Raw genomic sequence first — 17,746 nt, 5'->3', positions numbered from 1 at the left:
TGATACTCTTTCATCTTGAAACTCCTTCTTTTGGTAGAGATAGAAGTTTCAAACCGACCGCCGTATAGGTCAAACCTTGAGGAGTCCCCCGGCAGAGCCGGGGGATTACCTTATTTATTTAGAAATTCCTGATTAAGCCAACTTACTTTCCTCTCGTAGTAGCGGCTTCAGCCGCGAATCTCTGACACTGGCAAGATGATCGACAAGGCCCGCTGTTTGAGGCTGAAGCCGATCCTACAGAGAATCAGGACTCATTCCTTATTCAAAGGTATGCTCAGCCCCTGATAAGCCTGCAATTTATCCGGATTGCGTATGGTGTATAGATCAAGGATTTTTTCACCATCGCTGACGATCGAGATAGTCGCATCGAGTTTGCCATCGATAAAGCGCAGCAAGCCGGGCTCGCCATTGATACTGACTTCGACAAACAGCATGCGTTGCGGGTAAGTTCTGGCGACGACATGGTAGAGGCGCGCTATGCGGGCTGCGCCATGCAGGATGCGGTTGACAGAGGCGATCTTGCCGCCGCCATCGCCTATCATTTGCGCATCGGCGGCAAACAAGGCACTGAGTTCTTTTAAATTGCCGCTTTGTGCCGCCAGACTAAAACGCTGCAGCAGTTGTCTGTGATGATCACGGCTGACCTGGAAGCGCGGTTTTTCCTGGAGTACCCTTTCTTTTGCGCGGTGTACCAGCTGGCGGCAGGCGGCTGCCGTCTTGCCCAGCATGCCTGCGACTTCCGGATAATCGACATCGAATACCTGGTACAAAAGAAAAGCGGCGCGTTCTTCTGCCGATAATCGTTCCAGCATGGTCAAAAACGCTAGCGAAACATCGCTGCTGAATTCTGCCATCAGTTCTGGCGTCTGCTCATCGACTTCTATCACGGGTTCTGGCAACCACGGGCCGGTATAGTTTTCGCGCTCGCGCTTGAGCACACGCAATCTATCGATGCAAAGACGGCTGATGACAGTCACCAGCCAGGCCTGGGGTTCACGGATTTGCAGTAACTCTTCATCGCTGAGCGCATGCCAGCGCAGATAGGTGTTTTGCACCAGGTCTTCAGCCTCAGCCCGCGAAGCCAGCATGCGGTAGGCAATGCCAAACAGGCGGGGTCTATGGTCAGTAAAGCTTTGCAGGCGGTTCATCATGGTGGCGTCCGGTAGGTTCATGATGATAAGACGAAATAGCCCTTCAATTTGTGACAGCAGAATAGAAAAAAACCGCAAATCTTTCAATATACGGTTTTTTCGTCAGCTTAAGCAAGTCAGAATCTGTGGCGTATGCCAGCAATGACACTGGTAGCACGATCCGCCGTGCTGATCTTGTCGCTCATCAGCACTGCATAGACGTCGGTACGCTTGGACAGGTTGTAGTCATAGCCTGCCGACAGGGTGTCGCGCTTGTATTCTGTGTTGGCGGTCAGCGTGCCATTGCGTTTGGTGTTTGCATAGGCCAGCAGGATGTCGCCACCACCTGCGGGTATCTTGGCGCCCAGGCTATAAATCTTGTCATCCATCTGCTTGCCGGCGGCATTGTCGTTTTTGCTGGAAGTATAAGTCGCATACAGCTTGGCGGCTGTCAGGTCATAACTGGCACCAACAAAGTAAGCGGTCTGGTTATTGATTGAAGCAAAATTCACAGGTGCAGATGTGGCATCAACAATCGCTGAACCACCCAGGGGATTTGATACCTGCACTTTTTGGTAGAAGGCACTCAGCGCCAGCGGGCCGTTGAAGTACAAGGCATTCAGACCTATGTTGCGCGTGCCGGTATCACCGGCTTTTTCACCAAACTGGTAATGCATATTGGCGCTAAAGCCTGAGAAATTAGGTGTGCTGTAAATGATTTCATTGCTCCAGCCCGAATCACCGGCGGCTGAATTGGCCCAGGTGCGTGAAGCAAAACCACCAGATGGTACATACCAGTGCAGCACCAGGGGTGAAACATCAAAGGAATCACCAAAGGGATTGAAAATCACCACAGGCAAGAAGCTCGGTGCCAGGTCGCGCCCCAGCGAGACACGGCCAAAGCTGCCGGACAAGGCAACATTGGCATCGCGAGAAAACAGGGTATCGCCACCAAAACGGCCTGACTCACCGGTATCAGGGCGCAGGAAGGCTGTCAGTGCAAATTCTGCCTTGAGGCCACCACCGAGGTCTTCTACCCCTTTGAAACCAAACCAGGACGTGGTCATGCCACCGGGTGTAATGGCAGCCGTGCTAGCCTTGTCACCACTCATTTTGACCGAGCCTACCGACAAATCCACCAGGCCTTGCACGGTGACACTGGATTGCGCCAGCGCAGTACCTGCGCACAAACAAGAAGCGACCGCCAAAACTATGAATTTCATCTGCATTTTCATCTTTTCTTCCTTCTCTCAGGTTTAACAACGATTTTTGTCAGCGTGGTGGCAAATCAAACTTTGTCAGCTCAATCAAGTTCAGGCAGGGTTTGGATGCACCCAACCTGGTCAGCAGGCGCTGCATTTATTTAACAACATACGGGTGGACTTGTTTCCAGTGTTCTGCGATATCGATGCGGCGACAGACCCAGACCTTGTCATGCGATTGCACATAATCCAGAAAGCGCTGGAAGGCACGGAAACGCCCGGGCCGCCCCAGCAAGCGGCAATGCATGCCTATGGATAGCATTTTTGGTGCATTGTCGCCCTCAGGGTCACCTTCGGCATACAGGAGGTCGAAACTGTCTTTGAGGTAATCATAGAAATGCTCGCCGGTATTAAAACCCTGGGGCGTGGCGAAGCGCATGTCATTGCTGTCCAGGGTATAGGGCACGATCAGATGTGGATGCTGCTGACCATCGCTGGTCGTCACTTGCGTCCAGAAAGGCAGGTCATCACCATAGTAATCGGCATCATAGGCAAAGCCGCCATGCTCCACCACCAGTTTGCGGGTATTCGGTGAATCACGCCCGGTATACCAGCCCAGCGGTGCTTTGCCAGTCAGCTCGCGCATGATTTGCACGGCTTGCTGCATGTGTTCACGCTCCAGGGCTTCATCCAGGCCTTGATAATGTATCCAGCGCAGGCCGTGACAGGCAATTTCATGGCCGAGTTCACCAAAAGCCTGCGTCAGCTCGGGATGGCGCTGCAAGGCCATGGCAACTCCAAACACGGTCAGCGGCAACTGGCGTTTTTCAAATTCACGCAAGATGCGCCAGACACCGGCGCGGGAACCATATTCATAGATAGATTCCATCGACATATGGCGCGCTTCATAGGCTGCTGCACCAACAATCTCGGATAAAAACTGCTCGGACGCACGGTCACCATGCAGTACGCAGTTTTCACCGCCCTCTTCATAGTTCAGGACAAATTGCAGGGCTACCCTGGCCTGGCCTGGCCATTGCGCATGCGGGACATGGCGGCCATAGCCTATGAGGTCGCGGGGATATTCACTGGAAGGCTTACTGGACTGCGTCATACTTTCATTCTCCGGATGCATCATACTCAGGACAAGTGGATGCCTATTATTCTGGTTCAACACTGAAACTGATTTAAGGAATGCAAGTGACGTGCCATCTTTGCATTTGCACTAAATCATTTTTCAAATTCGTCTACGATTGTCAGCAATTTTTCAAGCTTAGATATACTGCTTTTAGTATATGTTCTATTACGCATCAATTAAACAACATAGTCTTTTTCGCAACAAGCAATAAGTATTCAAATAGGTGTTCAGATAAGTGCGCAAATAAGTGTTCATTAAATGCTGTGTAAGCACACTGTAACAAAGGCAAGCATCTCATCTTCGTGACGACAAGCGCAGCTGGCTTGTTACAATGCAGCCCATGCGCCTGCAATCCATAGACCAATTCCTCATCCAGCCACCTCAACCCAAAAACCTGACGGGTTTTCGTCGTTTTTTACTGGAGTTCTGGTATTTCGGCATCAAGGAGGCGCGCTCTTGCCTGTTTGTCGGCCTGTTTTTTGCATCGATACTGATCGTGCCCAGGGCGGGGCTGTTTGGCTTGCCGCGTTACGATGTACTGTTTGTGATTGCGCTGCTAATACAGGCTGGCATGGTCTGGAGCAAGCTGGAAACTGTCGATGAACTGAAGGCCGTGACCCTGTTCCACATGGTAGGTTTTGCGCTGGAAGTGTTCAAGGTATCGGGTCAGATACAGAGCTGGGCTTATCCTGAGTTTGGCTATACCAAGTTATGGGGGGTGCCACTGTTCAGTGGCTTCATGTATGCCAGCATAGGCAGTTACATCATCCAGGCCTGGCGCCTGTTTGATTTGCGCATACGCCATCATCCGCCTTACTGGATGGCTGGCCTGATAGGCATACTGATTTACCTGAATTTTTTCACTCACCACTATATTGGTGACTATCGCTGGTATCTGGCTGCCTGTGCGTTGGGCCTTTATGCGCGTTCATCAGTGGTATTCCGACCGCTGGACCGTGACCGCAGCATGCCGTTGCTGCTTTCTTTCGTGCTGATCGGCTTCTTTATCTGGCTGGCAGAAAATATGGGCACCTTCTTTGGTATCTGGCGCTACCCCAATCAGTTGGGTGCCTGGTCCACTGTGCATGTGGGCAAATGGAGCTCATGGTCTTTGCTGGTCATCATGACCTTCACCATTGTTGCCCATCTCAAGCATATCAAGCGACATATCCATATTGCTGAATAAATCACTGAGCTGATTTCTAAAGTTTCCAGGCAAAAAAATAGCCCGCTATTCGCGGGCTTAAATCCAAACCTTAGGAGGTGTTGGAGGAGACAGGTACTACTTTAATGCGGTGCAGCATATCTGTATGCTTTATTATCCATATATCAGGTATACATATTTTGAATATCTTTACAGTAACAAATACCACTGAACTTTTCTCTTAGGTAAACAAAGCCACAGCATAGATACCAGTTATGTTTTATCCATCTCTAGAATGAATACTCAAACTGACGTTCTGTGTGCAAAACAGCTCAGGCGGATCCAGCATTTGGCTGCTATCAATGCGGCTTTAATGCGACTTCAATGCTGATTTGTTGCGACGAGGCATAGCCTTGATTACCAGAACTTGCCCGCGCTCACGACAAGCCTGGATGATATTGTCGGCCCAGGCCCTGGTGACCAGGTAGTTACTGCCACTCATCTCTGCTTCGGTGGCGACAACATCGGTTTTTAAATCTACCCTGGCTTTATGATGCAGCCACGATAAGCCTTCTTCTTCCACTGCTTGCGTAAAGAAATTCATGAGGAGGATGGACTGATCCTCTTTCCAATAAGCGTACAAAGCATTTTCACCGGTCTCGGTTTTGACGCTCGCGATATAAATATGCTGAGGCTTGGCTTTTGCATTGCCGGCATAGTGGCTGACAAACTGCTGCAATGCGGCGCGCATTTCTTTAGTCACTAATATTGCTTGTGAAACTGCTGCCTGCTCAGATTTGTCTGGCTGTGCGGCCTCTGCAAACAAGTTATGAGCAGACAGCGTCAAACAAATAAGGGTGCGGGAGATGAGTTGGCGTTTCAAGTACATGAAGTTCTGAAAGGGAATTGACATGACAATGATCATATCATTCTAACAAATCAATACCCTGACCATACAAGAAGAGGGCATATAGCTCACCAGTTGCGCAAAGAAGGACGGACAAAAAAGGGCAAAAAAAAACCCGCAAACTTTGCGGGTTTAAATCCAAACCTTAGGAGGTGTTGGAGGAGACAGGTGTAACTATATCGCAGCGCAACAAATTTACCAAGATCTATTTATGCATATCAATCATTTATAAATCACATATCAGGGCATGTGAAATATTTCCATGTGGAATAGAAAAAATCATGAAATTGACAAATGCAGAGCGAAGAATTAAAAAAGCAAAAAAAAACCCGCGACCTTGCGGTTGCGGGTTAAATCCAAACCTTAGGAGGTGTTGGAGGAGACAGGTACTACTTTATCGCACCGCAGCAAATAAGTCTTCTTTATTTTTGACATAATCGTTATCACTGTTTCAGATATCTCTCACCTTACCCATGGTTTTCGCATATGTCTGCCTTGCTGTCGTCTGATTGTCGTCTGATTGTCGTCTGATTGTCGCCTGAATGTAACCTGAGTTTGGCATCACAGCAGCAGAGAAATGTAATTTGCATAATTATTCCAGTCTAGTCATTCATTACTCCAGCATATAATGACAATAATGAAATCTTTCTTATCAAAAAGATTTTCTCTCTCTGCCAGACTATACACAACTCCATCCATGTCATTTTTACGCCTGCACTCCCTGCTCCAGCAATCTGGCAAAGCTCTTGTTTATATGGGCCTGGCGCTCGCCTCTTCCGGCGTGGCCACCATGGCTGGAGCGGCAGATCTGGCAACACATAATCTTGGCTTTGAAGAATGGCAAGCAGGGCCAAGCCTGCCGTCTGGCTGGAAAATGTTGATGGAAGCGCATACCGTCAGCGCCGACTGTGAGCAAGCGAAAGAGGGCAAATGTTCAGTCAAGATTGAAAGTAATGCAAAGATCCCGAAAGGGGCGATGACAGCTATAGGGCAAACACTGGTCGCCAGCACGATAGGTGGCCATCCTTTGCGTTTGTCTGGCTGGATCAAAACCAGAGATGTCAACAATGGCCGCGCTGAACTCTTGTTCCAGGTCGATGGCAAATTAAAGAAAGCCGTGGCAGAGGCCATGCTGGCCAAGCGTGGCCCTACTGGCAGCAAGGACTGGCAACGCTTTGAGATTAAAGTGCCAGTGGCTGCCAATGCAGCGTTTGTTCATTTTGGTGTCGGCCTGGTGGGCGAAGGTACGGCCTGGTTTGATGATATAAAACTGGAGGTCGATGAAAGTATTGCGGTACCTGATATCGCGGAAATAAAGAAGCCCGCGCGTCCACAAAAGTTCATGCAATTGCTGGATGATCAGAGCCTTGCCCTGCCTGCCGGACTGATCCCAACCATACAACCCGCGTGGCAAGTAGGCATACAAAAAAATGCCCACAGCCTGCGCTCACTTTTTAGCGATGACTTCAGCGACCTGCAATTCCTGAAACCCCTGCTGAAAGACAAGCGCATCGTTCAACTCGGTGAAAGCGCCCATGGTATCGCCGAGTTCAACTGGATGAAAACCCGCCTGATCAAATTCCTGCATCAGGAAATGGGATTTGAACTCATCGCCATGGAAGCATCAATGACTGCGGCTGATGCAGCCTATGTCAATCTCGATAAAACCTCTGACCTTGAAGCCATGCGCAGCAGCCAGTTTGGCACTCTCGCCACCGATGAAATCCTCAACTTGTTCAATTACCTGAAGCAGGGTGCAGTAGGCAAACCCCGCCTGATACTTGCCGGATTTGATAATCAGGACAGCGGTTATCTGGGACATCAAAATATCATCGCCAGGTTCAAATCCATGTTGTCGGTGATAGACCCAGCCTTGGCCGGGCAAGTAGATGGAATTGAAGAGAAATTGAATGCCCTGTTCAACAAGGAAATACCCGTGACCGCGGCAAACGAATTTCCTGAGCACTATAAGCTCATCGCCGATACGCTGTTCAAGAACCGCACAACACTGGCCAAGCAGTTTCCAGCATACATGGTAGATATGGCGATACAGGAAGCCAGATCGAGGGCAACGTTTAGCCAGCAAATGGCCTTCTCCCCGATGAGCAATGAATACACAGAAATGCGCGACCAGCGCATGGCTGAGAACCTGAATTTTCTCGCCGACACTGTCTATCCGGAAAAGAAAATCATCGTCTGGGCCCATAATTTTCATATCGCCAATGACTGGACAGACAAAGCCCACGCAAAAACCATGGGTGTATGGATGGCAGAAAAACGCCGCAAAGAAATGTACACCATAGGCCTGTATATGGGCCGCGGTGTTCTGGGTAGCTATGGCAAGGAAGCTTACACTGAAATTGCAGCGCCACCAACAGGCAGCATGGAAAGCATACTCGCGAATGGCCGTCTGAAGATGAGCTTTGTTGATTTTTCACTAGCAAAACCAGATGCCAGTAATAGCTGGATGTTCGCGCCAGGCTATGCACGCTATTGGGGTATGACGCCAGAGGCGATTACTCCAGCCAAAGCCTATGATGCCGTGATTTATATAGACAGTGTTACTCCTTCAGAGTATCCACACTGAGCTCGAAAACATGACGCCTGAAATATGCGCAGACTGTGCATGTTTCAGGCCGAACCATCATCAGCACCAGCCAGATTATCGACGTCAAAATCAAAGTCATTGTCATTGCCTGACTGGTTTGCAGAACGCCTAGCCTGTTGTCTCTTTAACTCTGCGGCGGCCTCTTCTTCTTGCCGTTCACGTTCACGGATATCGCGCAATTCTTGCCTGGACATGACGATAGTTTCAGGGAGGGCAATGCCGCACTTTTCGCATTTGGCGTAGCGCCGGTTAAAGACGGCGAAACCACATGCAGGGCATTTTTGTTCAGGCATTCGACTCTCCGGCTTTATCATTTATCAAACAGCGCATCAACCATTCCTGTGACTCATGAGTAGATCAAACGCCAAAAGATAACAATCAGGTATTTAAATGACAAACTGAAAAATGCGATGACTCAACTTCTTGAGTACGGCGATGATTTAAACAATTGAATGAGAAGAAAATTGAGCGATTAATTATACTCATTAAGGCTGCTAAATCTCAGATGGAGGAAATATACAAAAGCATGGCTAGCGCATCTGCTTCAAACTTGGGATCGTCTTTTAAAGCATATGTCAGCATACTGGCAAGTATTAATCCTTGTTCGTCCCGTGAAAGTTTCTTAGACCATGGAAAAATTGGCTCTTCACTCTTCTTATAAAATGGAGGGAAATTTCTATATGCGGAAGGTTTCCAACATGCCCCTCCATAATGCCGTAATCGGGCTTCATTTGAGATAATTTCACATGCTATGCACCTGGCAAAGGCAGACAAATGCTCTTCGTCTTCATGCAAATCCAATTTACTGACATTTGCCAGCAAGATATCAGCAACTGATTCAAATCGCTGTTTAACTATCCCTGCGTCCAGCAAAGCACAGCCCTCAATAAGTTTCTCAAGCTTTTCTTTACCTTGAAACTCAGTACCATCAAGCACTATTCTTTGTAGTGTCATAATTTACTCAGGTATTTAAATGGCAAGCTGAAAAATGCGACGGAGCCACTTCCCTGAGCAGGGGCTGTTCTGTCACGCACCTCGGCATCGCATGCGGGCAGCGTGGATGAAAGTGACAGCCAGTCGGTGGATTTAGCGGGGAAGGAATTTCACCCTTGATGGCGATGTATTCCATCTTGCGCACTTCCAGCCTCGGGGCGGATGCCAGCAAGGCTTGCGTGTAGGGATGGTTAGGTCGTTCAAAAATTTCTGTCGTCGCGGCGGATTCAACCACGCGGCCCAGGTACATGATGAGTACACGGTCAGACACATGCCTGACGACGCCAAGGTCATGGCTGATGAACAGATAAGTCAGGTTCAGTTCATCGCGCAGTTTGATGAACAGGTTCAAAACTTGCGCCTGTATCGACACATCCAGCGCCGCTACAGCTTCATCGCACACCAGCAGTTCAGGCTTGACGGCCAATGCTCTGGCGATGCCAACACGGGCGCGCTGGCCACCAGAAAACTGGTGCGGGAAGCGCTTTAGCACAGCCGGGTCCAGCCCTACTTTTTGCAGCAGGTGTTCTACATATTCCTGCTGCTCTGCAGCCTTGATGATGCCATGCACGACCGGAGCTTCACCGACGATGTCTTGCACACGCAGGCGCGGGTTCAGCGAGGCATACGGGTCCTGGAATATCATTTGCACGGCCAGTTGCATTTGCTTGCGTTTGACCTGGTCCATGTCTGCCAGGTTTTCACCACGCCACCAACGGGTACCATCCGACAAACTATGCAGGCCCACGGCCATGCGCCCGAGCGTAGATTTGCCGCAGCCGGATTCACCAACCAGGCCGACGACTTCACCCGCTTGCATATTCAAATCAACCTGATCAACGGCGTGGACAATTTGCTGTTTGCTGTCAGCACCGAATAGCTGGGTCAGCTTTTCAGTCAGTGCGACAGGTTTGGCAAAACGCTTGCTGACCTGGCGCAATTCCAGCAAGGCTGGCTCGCGGATATCAGTCATGCGTCACCTCTGTCACTGCTTGCATCGGATGGAAGCAGAGTACGCTATGGCCGTGCAGATTTTCCACCACCGGGTCTTGCTCACAAACCGCAGTGGCACGCTCACAGCGCAGGCGGAATGCACAGCCCCGCGGCAGGTTCAGCAAAGACGGAGTTGACCCCGGTATCTGGCGCAGGCTTTGCCCATGCAGGTTGCGAGATGGTGAAGAAGCGATCAGGCCATGGGTATAGGGATGCCAGGCCTGTTCCAGTACTTGTTGCACGCTGCCACTTTCGACTATCTTGCCGGCATACATGACGGCGACGGTATCAGCCAGGCCCGCCACTACGGACAGGTCATGGGTAATCCAGATCAGTGCAGTACCAGATTCACGGCATAGCTTTTGCATTTCATAAAGGATCTGCCCCTGTATGGTCACGTCAAGTGCGGTAGTCGGCTCATCGCAGATAATCAGTTCGGGCTCATTCAAGAGTGCAATGGCGATTGCCACCCTTTGCCGCATGCCGCCAGAAAACTGGTGCGGATAGGACAGCAGTCTTTCATCTGGCGAGGGTATGCCAACCTTGACGAGGGCAGCGCGCGCCATGTCGCGTGCTTTTTCACGGCTGACCTGCTGATGAGCAAAAATGGTTTCCATCATTTGCGTATCGATGCGCAAGACCGGGTTCAGGGTCATCATCGGGTCCTGGAATATCATGGCGATACGGTTGCCGCGAATTTGCCGCATGGCTTCTGCCGACAGGCTGCGCAAGTCCTGGCCCTTGAACAAGACCTTGCCCGCCGTGACTTTACCAGGAGGATCGATCAGGCCCATGATGGAATAAGCCGTCATGGATTTACCAGAACCGGATTCACCGACCAGGCCCATGATTTGGCCTGGCTGTACGCTGAAGCTGACATTATTCACTGCGCGCACAGTACCGGCACGGCTGGCAAATTCAGTCTGCAGGTTTTGTACTTCCAGAGTCGCCATTGTCATATCGTGCTCCACCTATTGTGTCTGCAAGCGCGGATTGAGTACATCGCGAAAATGGTCAGCCACCAGATTGATGGACACCACAGTCAGCAACAAGGCCAGACCGGGATAAAAACTGATCCAGTACTTACCGGATAACAGGTATTGATAGCCATTGGCGATCAGCAAACCCAGTGAGGGTTCAGTCACTGGCAAACCCAGTCCCAGGAATGAGAGTGTTGCTTCCAGCGAAATCGCCGATGCCACCTGCAAGGCTGCGATGACGATCAATGGCGGCAGGCAATTCGGCAGCAAGTGACGCCAGATAATGCGTGCCGGGGACAAGCCCAGGCCGACCGCGGCTTCTATATATTCTTTCTGTCTTTCCACCAGCGCCGCACTGCGGGCCGTGCGCGCATAGTAAGCCCATTGCACCAGCACCAGCGCGATGATGATCTTGCCTACGCCCTGCCCTGTCAGCGCCAGCAAAATCATGGCGATCAGGATGGCGGGGAAAGATAACTGTATGTCAGCAATACGCATGATGATGGCTTCGACACGACCACCCAGATAACCAGCGAGTAAACCCAGACTGAGGCCGATTGCCAACGCAATCACGGTGCTGGAAAACCCGACGATGAGTGAGATACGCAAGCCATAGAAGATGGCCGACAACATGTCGCGGCCCTGCTCATCAGTGCCTAGCAAAAAACTGTGCTTGCCATCGGCAGAGAGTTTGCCGGGTTCCAGGCGTGAATCCATGACATCCAGTGCCATCAGGTCATAAGGATTTTGCGGCGAGATCAGTGGCGCAAATATCGCCAGCAAGACCAGCAGCAATAAAACCAGACTGCCAAGGCTGGCGATGCGGCTGGCAAAAAAGTCGCGCAAGAAACGCTGCAGGGGCGTTTCAATTTTTGGAGTGATCGTTTCAGTCATCGCGGTCATAAAAATCAGCCCCTGCTTTCTGACAAACGCACACGGGGGTCCAGCAATGAATACACCACATCCACCACCAGGTTAATGAGGATAAACAGACTGACGATCAGCAGCAAATAGGCAACGATGACCGGCCTGTCCAGCACACGTATCGAATCAATGATGAGCTTGCCCATGCCCGGCCAGGCAAACACCGATTCAGTGACAATCGCAAAAGCGATGATGGAACCGAATTGCAAGGCAATCACAGTCACGATAGGGATAAGGATATTCTTGAGTACATGCACACCGATGATACGGCTATTGCGCAAACCCTTGGCGCGGGCAAAGCGCACATAGTCTTGCAGCAGCGCTTCTTGCGCACCCGAGCGCGTCAGGCGTATCACCATGGCGATATTAAAAAGCGCCAGGTTCAGTGCAGGCAAGAGCAAATGCTTGAGGCCATCAATACTCAAGAAACTCACAGGCACACCGAGCAAGAGCGTAGTCTCACCACGCCCGCTGGAAGGCAACCAGCCCAGTTGCACGGCAAACACCATGATCAGCATCAGCCCTACCCAAAAGGTAGGCAGGGAGAAGCCCAGTATCGATACCGCCATGATGCTTTTTGCAGCAATACTGTCAGGCCGCAAACCGGCCAGCAAACCCAGCGGTATGCCCAGCAAGATCGCAATCAAGATGGCAAATACGGCCAGCTCCAGTGTGGCGGGCATGCGTTCCAGGATCAGGCCCAGTGCGGGTGTCGCATAAGCGAAGGAGCGCCCCATGTCACCCGCCAGGGCATTTTTCAGGAATAGCCAGTATTGCTGCGGCAGGCTCAGGTCCAGGCCAAAGGCAGCGATGATACGCAGGCGTTCTGCCTGGTCTGCCTCAGGGCTGATCAGGATGTCGATGGGATTGCCTATTGCATACACGCCAGCGAATACCAGCAGTGACATGAGCAGCAAAACTGCCAGGCTTTGCAGCAGGCGGCGCAAGATGAACCCTGGCATGTATCAGACCTGCCTTGAGATTATCGGCAGATACAGGGAATCCGCCGGGGCTGGCCCATGGCTGGTTTTCCGGCATGAAAGTTTCATGAGTATCTGCATTGCGTATATAAAAATGTTTTACCGTCTTTTAGCGAATTTTACAGGCTTTATGTCAGGCTCGTGCGCAGACTCGTGCGCAGGTTCGTGCAGACTGTACCATCTGCTACACTGAGCAAGCTGCGGGCCTTGCCTGCGACTCTACCCGTATAAACTGAGCTTACATGCCCATCAACAAGCGTATTGCATTGCGTATTGCCCTGCATCTTTTCCTGATCCTGCTGGTCCTGATACTGCCACCTGTGGTGTATGACTACATCAGTCATACTAAACTCAGCAATGTGCCTGGCATGCTCATGCTCGGTGGTCTCAGTTACCCTGCCTATTTTTCTTACCTGGCAACGCGCCTGCGTAGCGACCGCGCCAGACTGATATTGCTGCACCTGATCGCGCTGCTGACGATCTCTTTCTTCATGCTTGAGGCCAGTGGCCGTGCTACCCCGCTGATCGTACTCTTGTTGCCCGCCATCCTCGGTTTGATCACGCTGCCTGCGGCTGCCATTGCCCGGTTGCGCAAGCAAAGGGCACTGGCAATCAACTGCCTGTGGAGCAGTCTGGTGTCTGGCCTCTTGGGTCTGATACTAAGCATGCTGGCCATTTATGGCGCGGGCATGAGTGCCATGTCTGGAATGCGCTGGTAAGGTAAGCTGGTCAAGGCGTTTAGTCAAAGCAGTTTTTGTAGTATGTATATACGATCCTGACACAGATGGACCACTACCAGTTTGCCCGGAATCTGGTATCTTTCTCTATACTGAAGAAACATGACGTAAGCGGGTATTCAGGTATTGAGCCTGATTTGGCAGAGATACCGTGCTGGCTATCATTTTTCTTATCAACAGGATAACATCCTGCAAAGAATAGCTTGTGCATATGTTCCAGTAGCTTATTGCCAGCGCATTGATGCAATGCAATCCGGAGACAAAAAATGAACCTGATCGACCCTATCGTCCAATTCCAGGCTGAAATCCAGCAAATCCGGCGTGATATCCACGCCCACCCTGAGCTTTGCTTTGAAGAACACCGCACCTCTGAAGTTGTCGCGCAAAAGCTGGAGGCCTGGGGTATACCCATCATCCGTGGCCTGGCAGGCACAGGCATAGTCGGTGTCCTCAAGAATGGCACTAGCGAACGGGCCATAGGCTTGCGTGCCGACATGGATGCCCTGCCCATGCAGGAAATCAACACCTTTGCCCATACCTCAAAACACGATGGAAAAATGCATGCCTGCGGCCACGATGGCCACACCGCCATGCTGCTGGGCGCGGCGCATTATCTGTCCAAATATAAAGAATTTGACGGCACAGTCTATCTGATCTTCCAGCCTGCCGAAGAAGGCGGTGGCGGTGCGCGCCGCATGATAGAAGAAGGCATGTTCGACAAATACCCCATGGATGCAGTGTTTGGCATGCATAACTGGCCGGGTGCAGCGGTGGGCACTTTTGGTGTCACACCAGGCCCCATGATGGCCTCATCGAATGAATTTGAAGTCATCGTCAGGGGCAAGGGTGCCCATGCGGCGCAGCCGCACAAGGGCATAGACCCCATCATGGTCGCGGTGCAAATGGCGCAAAGCTGGCAAACCATCGTCAGCCGCAATGCCAGCCCGCTGGAGTCTGCCGTTTTGTCAGTCACGCAAATCCATTCCGGCAGCGCCACCAATGTGATACCGGATGAAGCTACGCTGATAGGCACGGTACGCGCCTTTAGTACACCGATGATAGATCTCATAGAAAAACGCATGCGCACCATAGCCGAGCATACGGCGGCGGCGTTTGATGCCCAGGTGGATTTCCGCTTCAAGCGCAATTACCCACCCCTGATCAACCATGCCAAAGAAACCGCTTTTGCCGCAGAAGTCATGCGCAGCGTGGTGGGTGCAGACAAGGTCGATGATCAGGTAGAACCCACCATGGGCGCAGAAGATTTTTCTTTCATGCTGCAAGCCAAGCCGGGTTGCTATGCCTTTTTGGGCAATGGCGATGGTGGGCACAGGGACATGGGCCATGGCCTTGGGCCTTGCAACTTGCACAACCCCAGCTATGACTTCAATGATGATTTGCTGCCCATAGGTGCAACTTATTGGGTCAGGCTGGCCGAAGCCTACTTGAAAAAAAGCACCTGAGCTGCCATTTACCCAGCCTGTATTTTAAAAAATTACATCTATATCTAGCAGTCCAACCTTAAGAAGACTTTCATGGCCGACGAAAAAGACAACAACGAAGTACAACGCAGCCCTTTCCTCGAAGAAAAGGCCTTCAAATCCCGCACCGTGCTGGTATTTGGCACCATCAATGACAAACAGGCGGCTGAAGTCAGCAAGCGCCTGATCGCCCTGTCGGCAGAGTCCAAAGACCCCATCACCATCCTGGTATCTTCCCCCGGCGGCCATGTCGAATCTGGCGATGTCATCCATGACATCATCAAGTTCATCGATGCACCGGTGAATATCGTTGGCACAGGCTGGGTAGGCAGTGCTGCCGTCAATGTTTTCCTGTCCGTCCCCAAAGAGCGCCGTGTCTGCCTGCCAAACACCCGCTTTTTGATACACCAGCCCAGCGGTGGCATAGGTGGCCAGGCAACCGACATCGCCATCCAGGCCCGTGAAATCGTCAAGATACGCGAACGCATCGCCGCCCTGATTGCCAGAGAATCCGGCCAGACACTGGAAAAAGTGACTGCCGATATCGACCGTGATTTCTGGATGAGTGCTGCTGAAGCCAAGGAATATGGCTTGGTGTCACGGATTATCATCAATCAAAGTGAACTGTCCTAAGACCAGCGTTTACTGAACAGTACCCACTGACCAGGCTCTCAACTCCAGTAAGATCAGGATATGGCTCGCTGCATTAAGCGAGCCATATTTGAATGTGCCAAATCAAGCGAAACGAAGAGGCCAGGCTAAGGAAAGCATTCAGCAGCAGCGGCCAAAGACATCATCGCGACGAATCACGCAAGACCGTGATCTTGCTGTGATACCGCTGTAGTGCTTCGTACTACTTCGGTACTGCTTCAAGCTGCTTAGTACTGCTTAGTACAGTTTTGTCTCCTCGCTCCCTGAGCTTGGTGCTTATTTGGGTGCCTGCTTGGGTGTTTATTCAGCCATGTTTTAGGCAGGTAAACAATAGGTAGTACAACCCGGCGAATGATGGGGATTTCCCTCTACCCGCCCAGCCACTGAAAGTGCGCAATGAAACGAGTACTACGCTGGTTTGCCTGGGGCCTGCTAGGCCTGCTCACCCTCATCGCACTATGCGGCGCACTGTTCGCCTACTTCATCTATTCCCCAGCACCCGTACGTCCCAACTTATCTGGCGCTGTGCAAAAAGGCAGCATACAGGCAGGCGGCATCAAGCGCACCTACATCAGCTATGTGCCACGCGACCTGCCCAAAGGCGCACCGCTGGTGCTGGTCATGCACGGCTCAGGCCAAAGCGCAGAAGACATACGCGTAGAAACCGGCTACGGCTTCGAACGCCTCGCCGACCAGCATGGCTTCGCCATCGCCTACCCAGACTCCTACAGCTTTGACTGGAACGATTGCGGCAAGACCGGCGACTACCAGGTCAATGGCCGCGACATCGACGATGTCGGTTTCCTCAACGCCCTGACCGACAAACTCATCAACGACCTCGGCACAGACAAAACCCGCGTATTCGCCACCGGCGTCTCCGCAGGCGGCTTCATGTCACTACGCCTGGCACTGGAATCCCCAAGCCACTTCCGCGCCGTAGCCGCAGTTTCAGCAAGCGTGCAAGTCCCCCAAAACTTCCGCTGCAAACCCGCAGGCACAGGCCAAACCTCCGTCATGATCATGAACGGCACCAAAGACCCGCTAGTGCCCTACAACGGCGGCGAAGTAAACCTGCTAGGCCTGTTCTACAAATGCGGCGACGTACTCAATGCCCGCGCATCAGCACAATACTTCGCAGACCTGAACAAGATCACAACCGCACCCACAGCGCAGATGACCGCAATCTCAGGTGTCGATGTGGAACGCATAAGTTGGAAGCAGGACGCCAGAACCGAAGTTAAACTCGTCACCATTCACGGCGGCGGACATGGCCTGCCACAACCCTACTACCGACGAGCACGGCTGCTAGGGCCGTCTCCGATGGCTCCGAATGGGGCGGAGATGATTTGGGAGTTTTTTGCGCGGGAGCAGCAGTGAGGGAGCTTGCAGTTAACGCGATAAAGTGTTGTAATTTTTCGTGCTTTGGCAACGTAGATTGTTTTTTCATTCCACAGTACAGCACACGTGGTCTGATATATATAATTAGCAAAGACGTATTTAGATTTTTCGTTGTCTCAAACACAACCTGCTTGAACTGTTGCTAAAAAATCTTTCTTCAAGATACTTGGCAAGCAACTTCACTAATTGCAACGAAAGCGATTCGATGAGGACAACAGAAACCCATTCACCGCACGCAACTGCTAAGACTAGAGCAGTTACTGCACAGTGTGCGTTGACATAAAAATGAGGTGTACTGTCAATAACGGACACTCATGTTTCAAGCAGCCTGCGATTGTTGATAGAAATTATCAGCAAACAAAGCAGGTGGAATATAGCCGAGGCGTGAGTGACGACGCTGGCGATTATAAAAGCTTTCGATATATTCCTGAACAGCAGCCTGTGCATCAGCACGGGTCGGGTAGTGCTGGTGATGTATCA

The 17,746-nt window shown here is 51.3% G+C and carries 17 protein-coding genes; 6 read left to right on the top strand and 11 right to left on the bottom strand.

Annotated features, from left to right (window positions below; translation table 11 throughout):
• Positions 1-251: 251 nt before the first annotated feature.
• The 3 genes from sigJ to puuE all read right to left on the bottom strand — a co-directional run bounded on the left by sigJ (position 252) and on the right by puuE (position 3,446).
• Entirely contained in the window at positions 252-1,172 is a 921-nt protein-coding gene (gene sigJ / locus ACO0LL_RS29955) for an RNA polymerase sigma factor SigJ (protein WP_422954471.1), read from the bottom strand.
• 95 nt (positions 1,173-1,267) lie between these two features.
• Complete coding sequence (locus tag ACO0LL_RS29950) at positions 1,268-2,359, bottom strand: porin (RefSeq protein ID WP_422954473.1); 1,092 nt, start codon at positions 2,357-2,359, stop codon at positions 1,268-1,270.
• A 130-nt stretch (positions 2,360-2,489) separates the two neighbouring features.
• Positions 2,490-3,446 (bottom strand): allantoinase PuuE, encoded by a 957-nt coding sequence (puuE, locus tag ACO0LL_RS29945; protein ID WP_422954470.1) that lies wholly within the window; start codon positions 3,444-3,446, stop codon positions 2,490-2,492.
• Positions 3,447-3,810: 364 nt separating this feature from the next.
• On the opposite strand from puuE, the gene ACO0LL_RS29940 reads away from it, so the two are divergent.
• Positions 3,811-4,656 carry a DUF817 domain-containing protein gene (locus ACO0LL_RS29940; protein WP_422954469.1) on the top strand — a complete coding sequence of 282 codons (846 nt, stop codon included), beginning with the start codon at positions 3,811-3,813 and terminating at the stop codon, positions 4,654-4,656.
• Positions 4,657-4,984: 328 nt separating this feature from the next.
• Here the strand turns inward: ACO0LL_RS29940 and ACO0LL_RS29935 are convergent, their stop codons facing one another.
• Positions 4,985-5,503, bottom strand: a complete 519-nt coding sequence (locus tag ACO0LL_RS29935; RefSeq protein ID WP_422954468.1) for a hypothetical protein — start codon at positions 5,501-5,503, stop codon at positions 4,985-4,987.
• A gap of 715 nt (positions 5,504-6,218) precedes the next feature.
• Between ACO0LL_RS29935 and ACO0LL_RS29930 the strand changes: the two genes are divergently transcribed.
• Positions 6,219-8,108: an erythromycin esterase family protein gene (locus tag ACO0LL_RS29930; protein WP_422954467.1), complete on the top strand. Its 1,890-nt coding sequence runs from the start codon at positions 6,219-6,221 to the stop codon at positions 8,106-8,108.
• A 44-nt stretch (positions 8,109-8,152) separates the two neighbouring features.
• Here ACO0LL_RS29930 and ACO0LL_RS29925 read toward each other — a convergent pair whose 3' ends face one another.
• The 6 genes from ACO0LL_RS29925 to ACO0LL_RS29900 form a co-directional block, all read right to left on the bottom strand.
• Entirely contained in the window at positions 8,153-8,422 is a 270-nt protein-coding gene (locus ACO0LL_RS29925; protein ID WP_422954466.1) for a hypothetical protein, read from the bottom strand.
• Positions 8,423-8,630: 208 nt separating this feature from the next.
• Complete coding sequence (locus ACO0LL_RS29920) at positions 8,631-9,083, bottom strand: hypothetical protein (RefSeq protein WP_422954465.1); 453 nt, start codon at positions 9,081-9,083, stop codon at positions 8,631-8,633.
• 7 nt (positions 9,084-9,090) lie between these two features.
• Positions 9,091-10,095, bottom strand: coding sequence for an ABC transporter ATP-binding protein (locus ACO0LL_RS29915; RefSeq protein WP_422954464.1), 1,005 nt, complete (start codon positions 10,093-10,095; stop codon positions 9,091-9,093).
• Entirely contained in the window at positions 10,088-11,074 is a 987-nt protein-coding gene (locus ACO0LL_RS29910) for an ABC transporter ATP-binding protein (protein ID WP_422954463.1), read from the bottom strand. Before ACO0LL_RS29910 ends, ACO0LL_RS29915 begins: the two co-directional genes overlap by 8 nt.
• Before the next feature lie 12 nt (positions 11,075-11,086).
• A complete protein-coding gene (locus tag ACO0LL_RS29905) occupies positions 11,087-11,998 on the bottom strand; it encodes an ABC transporter permease (RefSeq protein ID WP_422954462.1) in 912 nt (303 codons plus the stop codon).
• A gap of 5 nt (positions 11,999-12,003) precedes the next feature.
• Positions 12,004-12,981 (bottom strand): ABC transporter permease, encoded by a 978-nt coding sequence (locus tag ACO0LL_RS29900; protein ID WP_422954461.1) that lies wholly within the window; start codon positions 12,979-12,981, stop codon positions 12,004-12,006.
• Positions 12,982-13,241: 260 nt separating this feature from the next.
• Here ACO0LL_RS29900 and ACO0LL_RS29895 point away from each other — a divergent pair, with 260 nt between their 5' ends.
• The 4 genes from ACO0LL_RS29895 (at position 13,242) to ACO0LL_RS29880 (ending at position 17,245) form a co-directional block, all read left to right on the top strand.
• Positions 13,242-13,718, top strand: coding sequence for a hypothetical protein (locus ACO0LL_RS29895; protein ID WP_422954460.1), 477 nt, complete (start codon positions 13,242-13,244; stop codon positions 13,716-13,718).
• Between the two features lie 284 nt (positions 13,719-14,002).
• A complete protein-coding gene (locus ACO0LL_RS29890; protein ID WP_422954459.1) occupies positions 14,003-15,199 on the top strand; it encodes a M20 aminoacylase family protein in 1,197 nt (398 codons plus the stop codon).
• 72 nt (positions 15,200-15,271) lie between these two features.
• On the top strand, positions 15,272-15,850 hold the full coding sequence (locus tag ACO0LL_RS29885; protein WP_422954458.1) for an ATP-dependent Clp protease proteolytic subunit: 579 nt from the start codon (positions 15,272-15,274) through the stop codon (positions 15,848-15,850).
• 414 nt (positions 15,851-16,264) lie between these two features.
• Entirely contained in the window at positions 16,265-17,245 is a 981-nt protein-coding gene (locus tag ACO0LL_RS29880) for an alpha/beta hydrolase family esterase (protein ID WP_422954457.1), read from the top strand.
• A gap of 340 nt (positions 17,246-17,585) precedes the next feature.
• Here the strand turns inward: ACO0LL_RS29880 and ACO0LL_RS29875 are convergent.
• Positions 17,586-17,746: IS3 family transposase (locus ACO0LL_RS29875; protein ID WP_422954472.1), on the bottom strand; the 161-nt coding region annotated here is incomplete at its 5' end.

This window comes from Undibacterium sp. TC4M20W, assembly GCF_049340245.1.
GTDB lineage: Bacteria > Pseudomonadota > Gammaproteobacteria > Burkholderiales > Burkholderiaceae_D > Undibacterium.
Note: the sequence above shows the minus strand (reverse complement) of the source record. Positions and strands in the feature narration are given on the sequence as shown.

Bases quoted from the DNA above. Each gene is read 5' to 3' on its own strand.
- ACO0LL_RS29895 (WP_422954460.1), top strand. From the start codon at position 13,242: ATGCCCATCAACAAGCGTATTGCATTGCGTATTGCCCTGCATCTTTTC.
- ACO0LL_RS29880 (WP_422954457.1), top strand. From the start codon at position 16,265: ATGAAACGAGTACTACGCTGGTTTGCCTGGGGCCTGCTAGGCCTGCTC.
- ACO0LL_RS29905 (WP_422954462.1), bottom strand. From the start codon at position 11,998: ATGACCGCGATGACTGAAACGATCACTCCAAAAATTGAAACGCCCCTG.
- sigJ (WP_422954471.1), bottom strand. From the start codon at position 1,172: ATGAACCTACCGGACGCCACCATGATGAACCGCCTGCAAAGCTTTACT.
- ACO0LL_RS29950 (WP_422954473.1), bottom strand. From the start codon at position 2,359: ATGCAGATGAAATTCATAGTTTTGGCGGTCGCTTCTTGTTTGTGCGCA.
- ACO0LL_RS29930 (WP_422954467.1), top strand. From the start codon at position 6,219: ATGTCATTTTTACGCCTGCACTCCCTGCTCCAGCAATCTGGCAAAGCT.
- ACO0LL_RS29935 (WP_422954468.1), bottom strand. From the start codon at position 5,503: ATGTACTTGAAACGCCAACTCATCTCCCGCACCCTTATTTGTTTGACG.
- ACO0LL_RS29890 (WP_422954459.1), top strand. From the start codon at position 14,003: ATGAACCTGATCGACCCTATCGTCCAATTCCAGGCTGAAATCCAGCAA.
- ACO0LL_RS29900 (WP_422954461.1), bottom strand. From the start codon at position 12,981: ATGCCAGGGTTCATCTTGCGCCGCCTGCTGCAAAGCCTGGCAGTTTTG.
- ACO0LL_RS29910 (WP_422954463.1), bottom strand. From the start codon at position 11,074: ATGACAATGGCGACTCTGGAAGTACAAAACCTGCAGACTGAATTTGCC.
- ACO0LL_RS29925 (WP_422954466.1), bottom strand. From the start codon at position 8,422: ATGCCTGAACAAAAATGCCCTGCATGTGGTTTCGCCGTCTTTAACCGG.
- ACO0LL_RS29885 (WP_422954458.1), top strand. From the start codon at position 15,272: ATGGCCGACGAAAAAGACAACAACGAAGTACAACGCAGCCCTTTCCTC.
- ACO0LL_RS29915 (WP_422954464.1), bottom strand. From the start codon at position 10,095: ATGACTGATATCCGCGAGCCAGCCTTGCTGGAATTGCGCCAGGTCAGC.
- puuE (WP_422954470.1), bottom strand. From the start codon at position 3,446: ATGACGCAGTCCAGTAAGCCTTCCAGTGAATATCCCCGCGACCTCATA.
- ACO0LL_RS29920 (WP_422954465.1), bottom strand. From the start codon at position 9,083: ATGACACTACAAAGAATAGTGCTTGATGGTACTGAGTTTCAAGGTAAA.
- ACO0LL_RS29940 (WP_422954469.1), top strand. From the start codon at position 3,811: ATGCGCCTGCAATCCATAGACCAATTCCTCATCCAGCCACCTCAACCC.